The sequence below is a fragment of the uncultured Eudoraea sp. genome (assembly GCF_947258925.1).
Lineage (GTDB): Bacteria > Bacteroidota > Bacteroidia > Flavobacteriales > Flavobacteriaceae > Eudoraea.
Genome location: NZ_CAMYKG010000007.1, coordinates 46,277 through 64,389 on the forward strand (window position 1 = coordinate 46,277; position 18,113 = coordinate 64,389).

General features: G+C 36.9%; 14 protein-coding genes. 5 read left to right on the forward strand and 9 right to left on the reverse strand.

Annotated features, from left to right (window positions below; translation table 11 throughout):
• Positions 1 to 33: 33 nt before the first annotated feature.
• Positions 34 to 483, reverse strand: a complete 450-nt coding sequence (bcp, locus tag Q0X77_RS03775; RefSeq protein ID WP_297793217.1) for a thioredoxin-dependent thiol peroxidase — start codon at positions 481 to 483, stop codon at positions 34 to 36.
• Positions 484 to 538: 55 nt separating this feature from the next.
• On the opposite strand from bcp, the gene nth reads away from it, so the two are divergent.
• Positions 539 to 1,201, forward strand: a complete 663-nt coding sequence (gene nth / locus Q0X77_RS03780; RefSeq protein WP_297793220.1) for an endonuclease III — start codon at positions 539 to 541, stop codon at positions 1,199 to 1,201.
• Between the two features lie 231 nt (positions 1,202 to 1,432).
• Here nth and Q0X77_RS03785 read toward each other — a convergent pair whose 3' ends face one another.
• A complete protein-coding gene (locus Q0X77_RS03785; RefSeq protein ID WP_297793223.1) occupies positions 1,433 to 2,014 on the reverse strand; it encodes a sigma-70 family RNA polymerase sigma factor in 582 nt (193 codons plus the stop codon).
• Positions 2,015 to 2,587: 573 nt separating this feature from the next.
• On the reverse strand, positions 2,588 to 3,169 hold the full coding sequence (locus Q0X77_RS03790) for a sigma-70 family RNA polymerase sigma factor (protein ID WP_297793226.1): 582 nt from the start codon (positions 3,167 to 3,169) through the stop codon (positions 2,588 to 2,590).
• Between the two features lie 237 nt (positions 3,170 to 3,406).
• On the opposite strand from Q0X77_RS03790, the gene uvrA reads away from it, so the two are divergent.
• Entirely contained in the window at positions 3,407 to 6,196 is a 2,790-nt protein-coding gene (gene uvrA, locus Q0X77_RS03795) for an excinuclease ABC subunit UvrA (RefSeq protein WP_297793229.1), read from the forward strand.
• Between the two features lie 182 nt (positions 6,197 to 6,378).
• Positions 6,379 to 7,599, forward strand: coding sequence for a hypothetical protein (locus Q0X77_RS03800; RefSeq protein ID WP_297793232.1), 1,221 nt, complete (start codon positions 6,379 to 6,381; stop codon positions 7,597 to 7,599).
• Positions 7,600 to 7,729: 130 nt separating this feature from the next.
• Here Q0X77_RS03800 and Q0X77_RS03805 read toward each other — a convergent pair whose 3' ends face one another.
• From Q0X77_RS03805 to Q0X77_RS03820, 4 genes are read right to left on the reverse strand one after another with little or no spacing between them, the layout of a single operon-like run.
• Positions 7,730 to 9,193 carry a polysaccharide biosynthesis C-terminal domain-containing protein gene (locus Q0X77_RS03805; RefSeq protein WP_297793234.1) on the reverse strand — a complete coding sequence of 488 codons (1,464 nt, stop codon included), beginning with the start codon at positions 9,191 to 9,193 and terminating at the stop codon, positions 7,730 to 7,732.
• Entirely contained in the window at positions 9,184 to 10,470 is a 1,287-nt protein-coding gene (locus Q0X77_RS03810) for a glycosyltransferase (RefSeq protein ID WP_297793237.1), read from the reverse strand. The genes Q0X77_RS03805 and Q0X77_RS03810 overlap by 10 nt, the downstream gene beginning before the upstream one ends.
• Positions 10,471 to 10,473: 3 nt before the next feature.
• On the reverse strand, positions 10,474 to 12,909 hold the full coding sequence (locus Q0X77_RS03815) for a hypothetical protein (protein ID WP_297793240.1): 2,436 nt from the start codon (positions 12,907 to 12,909) through the stop codon (positions 10,474 to 10,476).
• Between the two features lie 21 nt (positions 12,910 to 12,930).
• Positions 12,931 to 13,197, reverse strand: coding sequence for a DUF4834 family protein (locus tag Q0X77_RS03820; RefSeq protein ID WP_297793243.1), 267 nt, complete (start codon positions 13,195 to 13,197; stop codon positions 12,931 to 12,933).
• A gap of 86 nt (positions 13,198 to 13,283) precedes the next feature.
• Here Q0X77_RS03820 and Q0X77_RS03825 point away from each other — a divergent pair, with 86 nt between their 5' ends.
• Complete coding sequence (locus Q0X77_RS03825) at positions 13,284 to 14,378, forward strand: transporter (RefSeq protein WP_297793246.1); 1,095 nt, start codon at positions 13,284 to 13,286, stop codon at positions 14,376 to 14,378.
• 104 nt (positions 14,379 to 14,482) lie between these two features.
• Positions 14,483 to 15,601, forward strand: a complete 1,119-nt coding sequence (locus Q0X77_RS03830) for a GTP cyclohydrolase (protein WP_297793249.1) — start codon at positions 14,483 to 14,485, stop codon at positions 15,599 to 15,601.
• 48 nt (positions 15,602 to 15,649) lie between these two features.
• Here Q0X77_RS03830 and Q0X77_RS03835 read toward each other — a convergent pair whose 3' ends face one another.
• Both Q0X77_RS03835 and Q0X77_RS03840 read right to left on the reverse strand, forming a co-directional pair.
• Complete coding sequence (locus Q0X77_RS03835; protein WP_297793252.1) at positions 15,650 to 16,909, reverse strand: aminotransferase class I/II-fold pyridoxal phosphate-dependent enzyme; 1,260 nt, start codon at positions 16,907 to 16,909, stop codon at positions 15,650 to 15,652.
• A gap of 123 nt (positions 16,910 to 17,032) precedes the next feature.
• A complete protein-coding gene (locus Q0X77_RS03840; RefSeq protein WP_297793255.1) occupies positions 17,033 to 18,073 on the reverse strand; it encodes a PLP-dependent cysteine synthase family protein in 1,041 nt (346 codons plus the stop codon).
• Positions 18,074 to 18,113 lie beyond the last annotated feature (40 nt).

Below are 18,113 nucleotides of genomic sequence, written 5' to 3' on the forward strand. Positions count from 1 at the left end.
GAAAATCAGGGCTTTTTTTCTGGTCCCTGCACATTAAAGAATCTGTGCAGCGTGATCTTTGGTTTTAACTTTGCTTATAACCTTCTCCACTACCCCATTTTCATCAATAATAAAAGTCATTCGGTGTATACCATCGTATTCTCTTCCCATAAACTTCTTTGGACCCCATACGCCAAAAGTGTTAATTACAGTATGGTCTTCGTCGGCCAAAAGCGGAAATGGAAATTCGTACTTATTCCTGAAATTTGCCTGTTTTTTTGGTGAATCTGCACTTACACCAAGGAGTTCGTAACCCTTTGACTGCAGTTCTGCATAATTATCCCTAAGATTACAAGCTTCGGCCGTGCATCCGGGGGTATTTGCCTTTGGATAGAAAAATACAACTAACTTTTTACCAGAATAATCACTAAATTTTACCAAATTGCCATCCTGATCAACAGAATGAAAATCACGGACTTTATCACCTTCTTTAAGTGTGTTCATAGTTTATTTTATTTAACTTTATGTTTATTATTTTCCTTGTAAAATTAAACAAAAAATGACGAAATCGGAAAAAGTATCCTTTATTATTAAAAAGCTGGATGTGTTATATCCGGTTATTCCGGTACCTCTTAACCATAAAGACCCTTATACACTGTTAATAGCCGTTTTGCTTTCAGCGCAAAGTACTGATGTACGCGTAAATAAAACAACACCTTTATTATTTGAAAGGGCTGATAATCCTTTCGATATGATAAAATTGTCTGTTGAAGAAATAAGAGAAATCATAAAGCCTGTTGGATTATCACCAATGAAATCCAAAGGGATTTACGGTTTATCCAAAATACTAATAGAAAAATATGATGGTAAAGTCCCCCGGGATATAGATTTGCTGGAAGAATTGCCGGCTGTTGGGCATAAAACCGCAAGTGTGGTAGTATCCCAGGCATTTGGTATCCCGGCTTTTCCTGTTGACACCCATATCCACCGACTTATGTATCGATGGGGATTATCTACTGGAAAAAATGTGGTTCAAACTGAGAAAGATGCTAAAAGGTTATTCCCATTGGAGTTATGGAATGATTTGCATCTTCAAATTATTTGGTATGGTCGTGAATATTCCCCTGCAAGAGGTTGGGATCTCGATAAGGATATCATAACAAAAACCATAGGGAGAAAGAAAGTACTCAACAATTACTATAAAACCAAAAAAGCCCGCTAGAGGCGGGCTTTATAACTTAATTCAAACTTGTTTCAAATTTGAATTTCTTGTACTTCGTTATTCTGAAGGACCTGGAATAATCTAGTAAAAACTGTATTGTTTCAGGGCTGGCTTTTGCCAGTTTACAAGTGTTTTTTTCTTCAGAGTAAATTTTTTCCATATTATTATAGTATTGTTATGTACTAATAACGCAACTATAATATAAATATTGTTCTTAAAAATTTCTCCTTATTAATTGGTCAGGACAATATTATGTCTTTCAATAATTTTTCTAAGGTTTATGAGCGCATAGCGCATTCTTCCAAGTGCTGTATTTATGCTCACTCCTGTATTTTCAGATATTTCTTTAAAGCTCATGTCCTTATAAATACGCATCAACAAAACTTCTTTCTGGTCATCTGGTAATTCTTCAATTAACGATCCCAGATCACTATCTATCTGATCTTTAATAATCTGTTTTTCAGCATTTAGTTTATCATCTCCTAAAACAGAGAAAATATTAAAATCATCACTTCCTTCAAATTTAGGCATACGCTTATTCTTTCTGAAGTGATCAATTATAAGATTATGCGAAATTCTCATTACCCAGGGTAAAAATTTTCCTTCTTCACTATATGACCCTTTTTTAAGAGTCTTAATCACCTTAATAAAGGTATCCTGAAAAATATCCTCAGTAATATCTCTATCCATTACCTTTGAATAAATAAAACTGCTTATACGCTGATTGTGTCTTTTTATAAGAACTTCAAGTGCTTTTTCGTCGCCGCTTATATAATCTCTTACTAGTTCTGAGTCATCAATTTCGAATTCCATAGTTTGTCGTATTTTTTGGTTAAGTTTCAGAGGCTTCTCGTGATAGGCCATTGATTATTTTTGTTAATAGTACAGTAACTATGATTTCATAATTACAAGTTAAAAGTATTCAAATAGCCAGGTCTGAGAAAAACTATGTTGTCAAACCCTCGATTTCTGATGTCAATGAACGATTTTGCACTTTTAAACACAATAAATCCAAAATAATACAGTTGGGAGGCCCTTTTTGAGATGACAGGTAACGATCTATATTAAAGCTCATCTGTAATAGAAACTAAATCTATTTACTATTGCAATAAAAAATCCCTTTGATGCAGCATCAAAGGGAAGATTATCTATTTTGTAAAGAGAAGGTATCCTTAATTCAAATTGTTTTCAAGAATAATTCCTTTGTGTTTAGTCACATGCAGTGCCTTTGAATACTGTAGTAAAAACTCCACAGTAGCTGGTTTAGCTTTAACTAGTTTACATTTCTCTAGATGTCCGGGGTAAATCTGTTCCATAAATAATAATGTTATGTTTAAATAACGTAACTATTAAGGAACCCTATCGGATTAGTCGTTATAGAACCGATTAATTCGTTAAAACAATATTATTCTTTTCAATGATCTTTCTTAAGTTGATTAAAGCGTAGCGCATGCGTCCCAGGGCAGTATTGATACTAACCCCTGTATTTTCAGATATTTCCTTAAAACTCATATCCTTATATATACGCATTACCAGCACCTCTTTTTGATCATCCGGAAGTTCTTCTATTAGTAAACCTAGGTCACTTTCTATCTGATCCTTGATTAACTGTTTCTCTGCATCCAGCTTATTATCGCCTAAGACCGAGAAAATATTAAAATCCTCGCTACCCTCAAATTTAGGCATACGCTTATTTCTTCTGAAATGATCAATTATGAGATTGTGAGCTATTCGCATTACCCAGGGCAGGAACTTCCCTTCTTCGTTATAAGCACCTCTTTTTAACGTCCTTATTACTTTTATAAAGGTATCCTGAAAAATATCTTCAGTAATATCCTTATCCAGTACTTTGGAATAAATAAAGCTGGTAAGACGCTGATTGTGTCGGTTAATTAAAATTTCAAGGGATTTTTCATCCCCGCTCATGTAGTTCTGTACTAGGATTGGATCTTCTGCCTGTAGCTGCATACTGATTACTTTTTTGGTTAAACTTAGGGGCCTTTATTTGGGTAAAGGACTTTAGTTATTCAGATTATTTCTCAAAAAAGTAATTTTCGTATATAGGCGTATAGATTTAGTAATTATGTTTCAAATATAGATAAAATATAATATCTAAAAACAACAATGTTGTGATTTTGCCATATATAGATGTAAAACTGCACTTATTGGGGTTTGAAATCAACATATCGTATCTTTGCCAACCTGATGGAAGAAAGAACCCAAATTAGCGACATTAACCCGAAGCAAAACATTATAATTAAAGGGGCTAAGCTGCACAATCTTAAAAATATTGATGTAGTTATCCCCAGAAATAAATTTGTTGTTATCACCGGTCTTTCAGGTTCCGGTAAATCCAGCCTGGCTTTTGACACCCTTTATGCGGAAGGTCAAAGGCGTTATGTAGAAAGTCTTTCCTCCTATGCAAGACAGTTCCTGGGTAAACTAAATAAGCCCAAAGTTGATTATATTAAAGGAATAGCCCCGGCAATTGCCATAGAACAAAAGGTTAATTCGACCAATCCAAGATCCACCGTGGGTACTACTACGGAAATCTATGACTATCTAAAGCTTCTCTATGCGCGAATAGGCAAGACATATTCACCAATTTCTGGCAATGAGGTCAAAAAGCATACGGTAACAGATGTTCTCGATTTTGTGAAATCTTTTGAAGATGGCACAAAGCTTTTGTTATTGGCTCCTATTAAAATTTCAAAAGACAGGGATCCTGTTAAATCCTTACAATTGCTCTCAAAACAAGGTTATGCCAGAATAAAACATAAGGGCCGCGTACTTAGGATCGATGATTCCTTAAAAGATATAGGTGCTAATTTTGAGTTGGTTGTAGATCGAATAATTAAAAAAAATGACGAAGATTTTCTTAACCGTTTAGCCAATGCAATAGACACCGCCTTTTTTGAAGGCAAAGGCTATTGTTATATTGAAGAACTCTCCAACAGCAATGTAACCCAATTTAGTAATAAGTTTGAATTGGATGGCATGGTCTTCAATGAACCTAACGTACATCTTTTTAGCTTCAACAACCCATACGGAGCATGTCCAAAATGTGAGGGTTATGGTGATGTCATTGGAATAGATGAAGATCTTGTGATTCCTAATTCCGGCCTATCCGTATATGAAAATGCAGTATTCCCCTGGCGTGGTGAGAGCATGAGTTGGTATAGGGATCAATTGGTAAATTCGGCTTATAAGTATGATTTTCCGGTGCACAAACCCTGGTATCAACTTAGTGAGGAACAAAAACTATTAGTATGGCAGGGCAATGCGTATTTTATTGGAATTGATAAATTTTTTAAGCAATTAGAGGAAAAGAGCTATAAAATCCAAAATAGGGTGATGCTTTCCAGATACAGAGGGAAAACCAAATGCAGTAGCTGTAATGGTAAGCGCCTTAGAAAGGAAACGAATTATATAAAAATTAATGACAAATCAATCTCAGATCTTGTTGAATTGTCCATTGAAAATTTAATTGCATTTTTTGAGGAGCTTACTTTAAGTTCACACGACTTAAAAATTGCAAAGAGACTCTTAACGGAAATCAAGACCAGACTGGGATTTTTGGACAAAGTGGGATTGCGATATCTTACAATAAATAGAAAATCAAATTCACTGTCCGGGGGAGAAAGTCAGCGTATAAACCTGGCAACATCACTTGGCAGTAGTCTAGTGGGCTCTATGTATATTCTTGATGAGCCTAGCATAGGGCTACATCCCAGAGATACTGAGAATCTGATCCTGGTCTTAAAGTCTTTGAGAGACTTGGGAAATACAGTTATTGTAGTTGAGCACGATGAAGATATAATGATAGCAGCAGATGAAGTCATCGATATAGGGCCGGAAGCTGGTACGCATGGTGGTGAAGTCGTAGCTCATGGTCCTATGGAAAAGATCCTGAAATCTTCCTCGCTCACAGCAAGTTACCTCAATGGCAGCATGGAAATTGCAATTCCCGAAAAACGAAGAAGCTCAAATAATTTTGTAGAAATTAAAGGTGCAAGGGAAAACAATTTAAAGAATATCGATGTTAGCTTTCCACTAAATATGCTCACCGTAGTAACCGGGGTTTCAGGAAGTGGGAAAAGTACTTTGGTTAAAAAAATACTCTATCCCATCTTGTTAAAAGAAGTAGGGGGTTACGGAGAAAAAGCTGGTCAATATACGGAGCTTAGCGGCAAGTTTCAATCCGTGAAAAACGTTGAGTTTGTGGATCAAAATCCTATTGGGAGATCCTCTCGTTCAAATCCGGTAACCTATATAAAGGCTTATGATGATATCCGTGCATTGTTTGCTTCTCAGAAACTAAGTAAATTAAGGGGATATCAAGCCAAACACTTCTCATTTAATGTTGATGGAGGAAGATGCGAAAAGTGCAAAGGCGAAGGGGAGATCACTGTGGAGATGCAGTTTATGGCCGATGTGCATTTGGAATGTGACACATGTGGTGGAAAACGTTTCAAAAAAGAAGTATTGGAAGTCAGGTTTGGAAACACCAACATTGATGAGGTCCTGAATATGACCATAGATAATGCTATTGCTTTCTTCGAATCTCATGCGCAAACAAAAATAGTTGGCAAATTACGGCCCCTTCAGGATGTAGGACTAGGCTATGTTACCTTAGGCCAGTCTTCATCTACCCTCTCCGGCGGAGAAGCCCAAAGAATTAAACTTGCCTCTTTCCTGGTAAAAGGGACTGCTAAAGACAAGGCTTTATTTATATTTGATGAACCTACAACCGGACTTCACTTTCACGATATTAAAAAGCTCCTAAAATCTTTTGACGCCTTAATTTCCAGGGGACATTCTATTGTTGTTATAGAGCACAATATTGAATTTATAAAATGTGCAGATCACATAATAGACCTCGGGCCTGAAGGCGGAGACAAGGGAGGAGATCTTGTTGCGTTTGGTACTCCCGAGGAAGTTGCATTAAATAAGAATTCTCTTACCGCAAGATACCTTCGTGAAAAGCTTAGATAGTAAACACCACTGGCTACAATTCTCTTCTAAACAATTCCTTTTAACTTCAATTTGAAGCTTTGATTTATTTTTAAATACCTGTATTTCAGTATATTATAGAGAGGTCACTATTTCTGGCACGTTGTTTGGTACTCTATGTATGAATGTAAATAGTTGCATTCGGAAATTTAAAACCTTATATCATGAGAAATTTAATACTCCTTTTTACGGCCCTTATTTTAGGTACTGCGAGTACCATGGCCGTTACCGTTGAAGATAAGGTTGCAATACGCAATGCTTATAACTACAACAATTCATTCATTTTTGTTGAGAACGGCATTACGTTTTCCGTTTATCCTGATGGTGAACTAGATTTTTATATCAACAATCAGGTTAATATAGGTGCCAATGTCAATTATGGAAACACCAATTTTACATTCAATTCGGGCTATAACTATAATCCTTATGTACAGTATGATAATTATGGCGCAGTTATTCAAGTACAAAATGTACCTATATATTATGACTATTATGGACGAGTTAACCAAATAGGTGGTGTTAATGTATGGTACAGAAACGGAAGAGTGAGACGAATTGGTGGAATGCATGTTTATTACAATACCAGGGGCTATTATAGTCATTACAACGGTTTTGTTAATGTATATAACCAATATTATACATACAGGCCTTACCATGGTTATTTTGTAAGACCGCTAACTGGTTTCTGTCTTGTATATAACACCCCTTACAGAAGATATTACAATCCTGTACGATATACATATTACAGACCTTACCATTATAATCATAGAAGAGCTTATGTTCAGGCAGGTCATTATTATAACCATAGTAAAAACTATAACCGCAGAGGCACAGTTTATAGGAACGATAAACGAGTTGTAGCCAGGGAAAGCAGATCTCGCAGAGCTGATGGTTATCAGACTGGTAAATCAGGCAGAACTACAACGGCTGTTGCCCAACGAAGTAATAGAAACAGTACAAAAAGGACAATAAACAGTTCAGCTGTAAACAGGTCTAACAGGACTGTTGCTAATACTGCAAAGAGAAGTACCGGCAATGCGCGTAGCACTGCTAAGAGTGAGGCGATCAGAAATACGAATTCAAGATCTACGAGAACTGTATCAGGCAGAACAGTTACAAAAAAGGAAATAGCGATATCTCCAAGAAGTAAAACTGTTCAACGCAGCAGCAAAACGTACGCAAGGCCAGAAAGATCTGTGAAGACAAGCAGAACTACCAGCACAAAGTCTGTAAAACAGCGAACTGTTGCTTCCAGGCCCCATAGTAGCGGCTCAAGAAGTAAAGTAACAAAAAGGACAAGTACCACCAATAATAAGGCAAGTAGAGGTCCATCCAGAAATTCTGGTAAAGGCAGTACAGCAAGAAGCAGAAGTACAAGAATATAATAAAGATAGTTTTAGGTTGGTTAGTTGTTTAACCCCACAGCGGATTCGTCCCTGTGGGGTTATTAGTTAAACATATAGCCAACATACACCACTTAGTTGAAGCGCAAACTACTCTCAGTGAAATTCCATTTCATCTCCTTTTCCTATCAAAAAAACCTGAAAGAACTTCAAAAACATCTTTAGATATTTTAAACCGGTACAAGATTCCTACATAAAAAACTGTAATAAGAATACTCTTCAAAGCAATATTGATCAATGGACTAAAATTAAATTTAACGAAATAGAAAATAATCCCTGTAAATACAAGAAGACCAACAATTCTTAATGTTTCATGAGTAAATGGAAGTATATTAAATTTTCGCTTAACATAGATAAGTTTAATTAAATTATAAATACAAATAGCAATGAAAGTTGCCAAAGCAGCACCATTTAATCCATAAGCCGGTATAAGAATCCAGTTGAACAATATTGTACAAGCTGCCAAAAACACACCCATTAACAGTAAAACTTTGTAATAATCAGAATTATAAAGAATAGCATTGTTGTTCCCCATTAGAGCATCAAATAATTTGGTAAGCCCAATTAGAAGAACAATTATATATCCTCCGCGATATGCTTCAGGCAATAACATATAAAAATCATTGAGATTTAACAGAATCAGAACAAAAATAAGTCCGGATACAATAAACAAGGTGAGCGAACTTCTTTGATATAAACTTTGGAGTTCATTAATATCATCCCTATTGAGAATTGCAGCAGTTAATGGATAGGTAATCTGGTGCATGGCCCTTGCCGGGACTGCTATTACCGTTGCAATAAAAATAGCAACAGTATAATAGGCAACATTCTGTATAGGTATAAATTGGTTGATCATAAAACGATCTATCTCCAAAAGAATGACAGCGGTAGAACCTCCCAAAATTATAAGAATGCTGTAGCTGACCATGGCCCTGCTACCACTTGGCCATCGTATGCTTAACCTGGGCCTTCGCAAACTGTAGGCATAAAGTTTCATAATCAGGGTTCGTAAGAGGTAAAGGCCTACCAAGGCCTTTAAGAAGAAATCCACGCTAATAAAACCTGCATATAGGGAGAGTAAAAGTATGCTAACGCCTACTCTGACCAGGACTTCTTTCATGAAATTACCAAAAACCGATTTCATATGTACTTTAGACCAGGCGTAAAATATTTCGAAATAAGCCATTGCCAATCCTATCAAGAAAATGTACCAAACATAATCTTTAACAATTGAGTTCTTGCTGGCAAGAAAATTACCGATCAACTCATTCGCAAAGTAGCTGATTCCCGCGAGAGGTAAGATAATTATCAACGGAAGCACCAACATTAGCGTAAGAAAACCATCTGTTGATTCCGAGCCATCAAACTTACTGTAATATTTGACGAGGGTATTGGGTACTCCAAAGGCCATTAAGGGCATAAGAATTGCCGAAGTAGAGAGAATTACGCCAACAAGGCCGAAATACTCATCAGTTAGAAAACGGGTATAAAGGAAAAGGGTGTTGATAGCTCCTATCCCAAACCCAAGATATGTGATAGTCGTGTTCTTTAACGATTGTTTAAAAATTATTCCCATTCCAACTGTTCAGCCAGTTTTTCAGTGAGCCTTCTTCGGTTATATTGTTTAATATTTACTGAAGATACCATTAAATTGCCTTGCTGATATAGGTGAAACCAATTTAATATTACAGCTTTAAGGTCCGAAGTAGCCGTATAGTCAAAAACAAAACCTGAGTTGGTATCTGCGACAATTTCCCCGCCTTCCCAATTTTTAGGTCCTAAAGCAAGGATGGGCCTTCTGGCAGCAAGGTATTCAAAGAGTTTCCCCGGGATAATACCGCGGGTATCAGGGGAATCTATCTCTGCCAAAAGTAAGAGCTGAGATCTTCTTTGTAAGTCTACTGCATCCTTATGACTCACATATTCTTCAACTTTGGTATAACTTTTTAACCCGTAATCGTATATACTATTTAAAACATCCTGCCCTGCTACCCCAATCAGGTTTAATCGAAAGCATTTACGGAAAGTTTCATTTTCACTTATCAATTCTGCCAATACCTTCCAAAGGTTTTCGGGATTTCTTCCGGCGAGTAATGACCCGATATGAGATAATGTAAAGTCTTTATCCAACTCGCCAAAACTAAGATTACTTTCAGCAACATCGAAACCATTGGTTATCACACTGATTGGTTTTCTTGTAATAGATTCAAACTCATCCCTGGTAGTTTTGCTGGTAACCACTACCTTATCGCAACTATTCAATACTTCATTTTCTAATTTAAGATGTTTCCGCTTAGAGCGGTCATTTAGTCGTAATTTGCTGTGGTAACCTATTGAAGTCCATGGATCCCTGAAATCAGCCAGCCATTTAAGCGCTAATTTCTTTTGTAGTTTTAAGCCAATAAGATGAAGGCTGTGTGGTGGACCTGTGGTAATTATAGTATCTATTCCCTCTTCTTTAATAACCGTTTCTAAATATCGAACTGAAGGCTTTACCCAGTACTTTCTGGCATCGGGGATGAACATATTACCCCTAACCCATAACAATATTTTTTCTGCCATAGATTGGGAATCATCTTCTATTATTCCCGAACTAATTCGTTTAGTTTTCTTTTTACTTAAAAATCCAGCAAGAGAATAGGGCTCAAAAATTTGGTTTTTATAAATAGTAACATTTTTCGGGAGGTCCGTTGAAAGACTTACATCTTTAATAGGATAGTTGGGGTTTTTTGGAATATAAACTACCGGGTGTATATCAAATTCGGGTAAGTATTTGACGAAATTCAACCAGCGCTGTACCCCCGGTCCGCCGGCAGGAGGCCAATAATAGGTAATTATAAGGACTTTACGCATTATTTATCCTTCCTTCTTTTTTTGAAAACGAACTATTGAAATTAGGCTTCCCCCTAAAATTATTATCATCATCAAAATGGAACTTGCCAAGGTTATCTTTCCACCAGTTTCAACTACTTTTGGTTCAAATTTAAATTCTACAGTATGCTCACCTTTTGGGATATTCAAGGCTCTTAAGACGTAATTTACCTTAATATGATCTACAGCCAACCCATCGATATAGGCCTTCCAATCTCCCGGGTAATACATTTCAGAAAATACGGCAAGTCCATTATTGGAATTGCTCGAAATGTAGGTCAAATGATTGGGCTTATAATCCTTCAATATTATTGATGCTAAAGAATCTTTTTGAAAATTATATTGATCTATTCTATTAAATTTATCAGTATTTACAACCGCGGAATTTAGAACATCTAAACTGTCTAACGCCTTAATCTCTTCATCGGCACTTTTTACATCGATGAGCTTGCGAATAAACCAGGCATTCCCATTGGCCTCAGGGTTGGTAATGGCATAATTTTGACCTTCTTCATCCTTTTGAATAATATACTTTACATTGAGCATATTCAGGACTCGCAAATTATTCCGATAAATATGGAAATCAAATAAATCCTGCATTCCTGCCGGCTTTGCCGCATGATATCCTCCTATAGACTGATGAAAATAGGATGTTCTGGCTCCATTAAGGCCCTCAGCCGGATCATATACCCTGTAAACCCCCGGATCCTCAGAAATCTGATTATCCACGGCTAATGGAGAAAAGGGTTGATTCATCCTTTTTTGCCTCACAAAATCTTTTTCGTTAACATACCTGCGGTCAACGCCCACTAAATCGAAAACCACCAACAATGCAAGGGTCATAATCAACAAATTTTGCTTAAGCCTGCCCTTTACATGCATCCATATGGCCAGACCGGCCAAAAGGACATATATAATAGACCTTATGGTATCATCGATATAAACAGCTTCCCTATCACGGATAATCATGGTCATTACCTCATCGCCAAAATATTTCTGATAAGTAGCATCGTTTAAACCTATAAAATCAAAAGAACTTTTGACTAATAAAAGTGCTATCCCCAGCCCAACGACTATGATCATGCTTGTTTTTAAAGCCTTAAGTTTTTTAGATTGGTCCACGGACGGTTTTAATATTTGTACCATTGCCATAACCGCCAGAACAGGGGCGCAGAGTTCCAGAATTACCTGTATAGATGAAACAGCCCTGAATTTGTTATACAGGGGGAAGTAATCAATCATAAAATCTGTCAGAAGGCTAAAATTCTTTCCCCATGATAAGAAAAGAGACAGCAAGGTTCCAGATAACAACCACCATTTAATGGGTCCTTTAACCAAAAACAATCCTAAAACAAATAGAAAAAAGATGATTGCTCCTATATAAGCCGGTGCAGCTACTCCGGGTTGGTCGCCCCAATAAAGCGGAAGAGCACTGCTAAATTCGAGGGCCCTGGTACGGGGCAATCCCTGTTCGGTAAGATATTCATAGGCCTTTGAATCAGTTCCCAGATCTTCATTATTGCTCCCTCCAAAAAGTCTGGGAACAAATAAATTTAACGATTCAACTATCCCATAACTGTATTGCGTTATGTATTCCTTATCGAGACCCGTTACATTTTCTTTTGTCGTGCCATCAGGGTTAATTGTGAGTTCGGATTTACCGCGAGTGCTCCAATCGGCATATTCCTTTGTTGCCAGAAGCGATGTGGCATTGGCAGTAACCCCTAAAACTATTGCTCCTGTAAGAATCCCTATGGAAATAAAATAGTGCTTTAATTTCTTTTTTCTAACGGCATCTACCAGGTAAGCAATTCCAAGAAGCAGTACAAGTAGCATAAAATAATAAGTCATTTGGAAATGATTAGCCCCTATTTCCAATGCCATAGCAACTGAGGTAACAATAAATCCCCAGAGATATTTTTTTCTGAAAGTTAGAATAATACCGCCTAATAGAATTGGTAAATAAGCGATAGCATGGGCTTTGGCATTATGCCCTACCCCAAGAATGATGATTAGATAAGTTGAAAACCCAAAAGCGAGCGCTCCTAAAACAGCTAAGCGATAATCTACTTTCAAACAACAAAGTAAGATGTAGAATCCAACAAAATAGAGGAACAAATAATCTGCAGGCCGGGGTAGAAACCTAATGGCCCTGTCCAGCTTTTTAACATAATCATGTGGGTAATAAGCTCCTAATTGAAAAGTTGGCATTCCCCCAAATGCACTATTGGTCCAATACGGTTCCTCATCCGTGGTTTTCCTGAAATCATTTTGTTCCTTGGCCATTCCGGTATACTGAATGATATCGGATTGCAATATCGTTTTACCCTGAAGTACAGGATAGAAGTACGCCAAGGAGGCTACAACAAAAAAAACAAGTGCAAAAAAATGGACAAATAAAGCCTTTGTACCTTTATTCATTGGTCGCTTTAGTGGTAATGGTTATTCTATTTCCTCAAAATCTACAAATTCTCCAATTTGATCGGAATCTTTTTTCTTTTGTACGGTATTTTTATCAATAATAACTTCACCTTCTTTTGAATATGATTCCTGATTCTGGTAGCCCTGAAATTCTTCGAATCTGTCTCTAAAATGCTTCTCTGTTCTTTTTGCAGCATATCCAAAAAGTCTGGGCCCAAACCATCTGGCCAACAGTTTGAGGATATAATATACCAGGAGAATTATTAAAATCGTTCTTAAAAAACCCATAATCTGAGAATTTTGTATATCAAAAATACAATTCCAGCGTTGTATTAACATTACAAAATTCATAAAATAATAATAAAATCCACCTGATGTTTCTAATTAAAGAGCTAAAGAACCTCCCAAATGCATTGATTTTATTACTGTTACTATTACCTCTAACGGGTATATGCCAATATACCGATGTTATCAATTCCAACAGGCCAGGATTGTCAGTAAGTGCCTATGCAGTAGGAAAAGGAGTCGTCCAGGGAGAATTTGGATTATCTTATGAAAAAAGGGACCATGCAGATTTAGATTATGATTCCAATGTCTACGGTCTTGATTTTTCTATTCGATATGGTTTGTTACTTGAGAAACTCGAACTCAATTGGGAAGGCACCTACCAAAATCAGATTATAACTTATAATGCTTTGGGGTTTAATGATTCAAGGACAGATTTATCAAAAAATCGACTGGGTGTAAAGTATCTCATCTTTGATCCGTATAAAAATCCCGAAAGAAACAAACCCAACTTATATAGCTGGAGGGCAAATCACAAATTTAAATTTAAAAACCTGATCCCGGCAATCTCTGTTTATGCAGGAGCAAATTTTGTGTTGGGTGATAATCCCTTCTATCCAACAGAACCCACGGTTACTGCCAGGGCGATGTTAGCAACTCAGAGCAGACTTACTCCCAGATTCGTTCTGATTACAAATATTGCCTATGATAGAATTTCCTCGGATGATCCCGAACTAGGTTACATTATCTCTGTATCGCATGCACTCAGAAATCCAAAATGGAGTTTGTTTTTGGAGCACCAAGGGATAAGTAGTGATCGCTATGGCGATGCATTATTGAGGGGTGGAGGAGCCTTTTTGGTCAATGAAAATTTTCAGGTTGATGCCAATCTTGGGGCCAGTTTCAAAAATTCTCCAAGCCGGTTTTTTGGAACAATCGGGGCATCATACAGACTGGACTTTCACCGCGATGTCCTAATCCCCATTGAAGATCAGAAAGCTGGAGAAAATGGAGGGGCAATAAAAAAGAAATCCATGCGGAAAAAGAAAAAATCAAAATCCGCAAAAAAGGGAGTCAAAAGTGTAGGTGCTGAAGATATAGACCTTGGGCCATCCAAAAAAGACCTAAGAAAAGAGAAGAAAAAAAACAGGAATTCAAAAGATAAAGGCGTAATTGATTTCTAAAAATTCGGCTTAAGTTTCCTCTTCGGTTTAGTCAAAAGTGAAAACTGTGTTAAAGTTTTATCCCTATTTAAATATCTGTTATCTTAACCATACAAATTAATGGTATGGTTAGGCTCCGGGCAGCTATTTCAAAATCGGATTTAAAAGAGTTTATTAAATTTCCCTTTACCCTTTATAAAAATTCTCCGTATTGGGTACCCCCTCTTATTTCAGATGAACTTGAAACATTTGACGAAGAAAAAAACCCTAATTTCAATAATGCTGAAGTAAAATTCTTTCTTGCCTACCGCGACAAGAATCTGGTGGGAAGAATAGCCGCCATAATCAATTGGATTGAAGTAAATGAACAGCTAATCCGCAAAATGCGTTTCGGATGGTTTGATTTCATTGATGATCTGGAGGTTTCCGAAACTTTACTCGACAAGGTAGCCGAGATAGGCAAAAAGAATAATCTCGATTTTATGGAAGGTCCTGTAGGGTTTTCACACTTGGATAAGGTAGGTGTATTAATAGAAGGTTTTGATAGCATGGGAACAATGATTACATGGTATAATCATCCATATTATAAAAACCATTATGATCATTATGGCCTAAAAAAAGAAAAACAATATCTGGAGTATAAAATTCCGGCAAGTAGTACCCAACCGGAAAGTTTTACCAAAATTCAAGGATTAATAAAAAAAAGGTATGGTCTAAGGGAAATGAATTTTACCAGATCCAGGGATATTTTGCCATGGGCTGACCAAATGTTTGATCTTTTTAATAAGACGTACTCGAAGTTATCCTCATTTGTGCCTTTAACGGCCGAGCAAAAAGCCTATTTCAAAAATAAATATATAGGTTTAGTCAATCCGGAGTACATCAAGTTTGTAGTTGACAGTGAAGACAAACTAATAGCTTTTGCCATTGTAATGCCTTCCTATGGGCCAGCATTGAAAAAAGCCAATGGCAAACTATTTCCATTTGGTTTTTATCACCTTTTAAATGCTAAAAAAAATAGTAAGGACGTCCTTTTTTATTTAATTGGGATTCATCCGGACTTTCAGAATAAAGGTGTTACTGCCATAATCATGAACGAATATCACAAAGTCTTTAAGGCGAAAAAAATAAAGACTTTTTACAGAACTCCGGAATTAGAGGATAATATTGCTATTCGTCAAATGTGGAAGCATTTTGAGCCCGAAATCTACAAGCGCAGAAGAACCTATAGAAAGGACTTTTAGCCACTTTGTAAAAATTCTTCAGCCTTTTTGTCTTGTCAATAAGATGTCTTATTCACCCATCGCCGCGGCTACAGCTGCCGATAATCTTTTGTAAGTACCATTCTGCAAACGATCCCTTATTGCCGAAAATGCATCTAGTGTTATAGCTATGTCCTCAAGGGTATGGGTAGTAGTTGGAATCATTCGCAATAAGATCATGCCTTTAGGGATTACGGGATATACGACAATGGAACAGAAAATACCATAATTCTCCCTTAGGTCCTTGACTAAAGCCATAGCTTCAGGAATACTTCCATTAAGATAAACAGGTGTTACACAGCTGGTAGTTGTGCCAATATCAAAACCTCTTTCCTTAAGTCCGTTTTGAAGCGCATTCACATTTTCCCATAACTTTTCCCTCAACTCCTGTTTTGTGCGCAGCATTTCAAGTCTTTTTAATGCTCCTTTAACAAATATCATGGGGAGGGATTTAGCGAACATTTGAGAACGCAAATTGTATTTTAAATAATCTATAATCTCCTTATCAGCGGCCAGGAATGCACCAATACCGGCCATAGATTTGGCAAAAGTGGCAAAATATACATCTATATCATCCTGAACACCCTGTTCCTCACCTGCCCCGGCACCAGTCTTACCAAGTGTCCCAAAACCGTGTGCATCATCTACCAATAACCTGAAATTATATTCCTTTTTAAGCGCAACAATTTCTTTGAGTTTCCCTTGCTCTCCCCGCATGCCGAAAACTCCTTCAGAAATCACGAGAATTCCTCCACCGGTTTGATCTGCCATTTTTGTGGCACGCTCTAAGTTCTTTTTTAAGCTATCAATATCGTTATGCTTAAATGTAAACCGTTTACCCATATGCAAACGGACACCATCAATGATACATGCATGAGAATCCACATCGTAAACAATAATATCGTCCTTGGAAACCAGGGCGTCAATTGTAGATAATATCCCCTGATACCCAAAATTCAGTAAATATGCAGATTCTTTGTGGACAAACTTAGCCAACTCATCTTCCAATTGCTCATGAAAGTCCGTATGTCCACTCATCATACGTGCTCCCATAGGATATGCAGCTCCGTGTTCTTTTGCCGCATCTGCGTCAACTTTTTTAATTTCGGGTAAATTTGCTAACCCCAGATAATCATTAATGCTCCAGGTAATCACCTCTTTTCCCTGGAATTTCATGCGGTTAGATATTGGGCCTTCCAATTTTGGAAAAACAAAATATCCTTCAGCTTGAGACGCCCATTTACCCAAAGGTCCCTTATTTTCTATTATTCTAGCAAATAAATCTTTCATTTGGCCTAGTTTAGTTCGTTCGCAAAATTATGGAATTTTGATCACGATTCATAAATTATTTTTATTCGAAATAAAAAAGGCAACAGTAACTTACTGTTGCCTTTATTTTATAATAGGTCTTTCTTATTTTACATACTGCACAGCTTGTTCCTCTTCCACATTTTTACTGTCGAAAAAGCCTTGATCGCTCATCCATTGATCGTTGTAAATTTTACTCATATACCTTGAACCATGATCAGGAAAAATAACAACAACATTGCTGTCTTCCTTGAATTCACCTTTTGCGCTTAATTCCTTTACAGCCTGCATAACTGCTCCGCTTGTATATCCTACAAAAATTCCTTCCTTGCATGAAATTTCTCTGGCGGTATGCGCACTCTCTTCATCCGTAACCTTAATAAATTCATCAATTGCATCAAAATCAGTAGCATCAGGTATTAAATTCTTACCCAGACCTTCTATTCGATATGGGTAAATCTCATTATTATCTATTTTCCCGGTTTCATGATATTTTTTTAAAACAGAGCCATAAGCATCAACCCCTATGATCCTGATATTAGGATTTTGCTCTTTTAGATATCTTGCTGTACCTGAAATTGTACCCCCGGTGCCACTGCAGGCAATCAAATGTGTTATATTTCCATTGGTTTGTTCCCAAATTTCCGGACCGGTGGTTTGGTAATGTGCCAGGATATTTAACTCGTTAAAATATTGATTGATATAAACTGACCCATTTGTTTCTTCATGAAGCCTTTTTGCTACCTGATAATAGGACCTTGGATCATCTGCGCTTACATGGGCAGGACAAACATAAACTTTTGCCCCCATTGACCGCAACATGTCAATTTTATCCTTTGACGATTTTGAACTTACGGCTAAAATACATTCATATCCTTTGATAATACTGACCATGGCTATACTAAAACCCGTATTCCCGGAAGTAGTTTCTATGATAGTATTGCCAGGTTCAAGAATACCACTCTTTTCTGCCTGTTCTATAATATATGCAGCTATTCTATCCTTTGATGAGTGACCGGGATTGAATGCTTCTATTTTTGCAAAATAATTACCTTTTATTGCCTCTGTAATCCGATTAAGCCTTACCAGCGGTGTATTACCAATTAGATCAAGGATCGAATTATGCGCATTTATTTTGTTTTCCATAAAGAAAGGTTAGTCCGATATATCTTTATATAAAGAATTA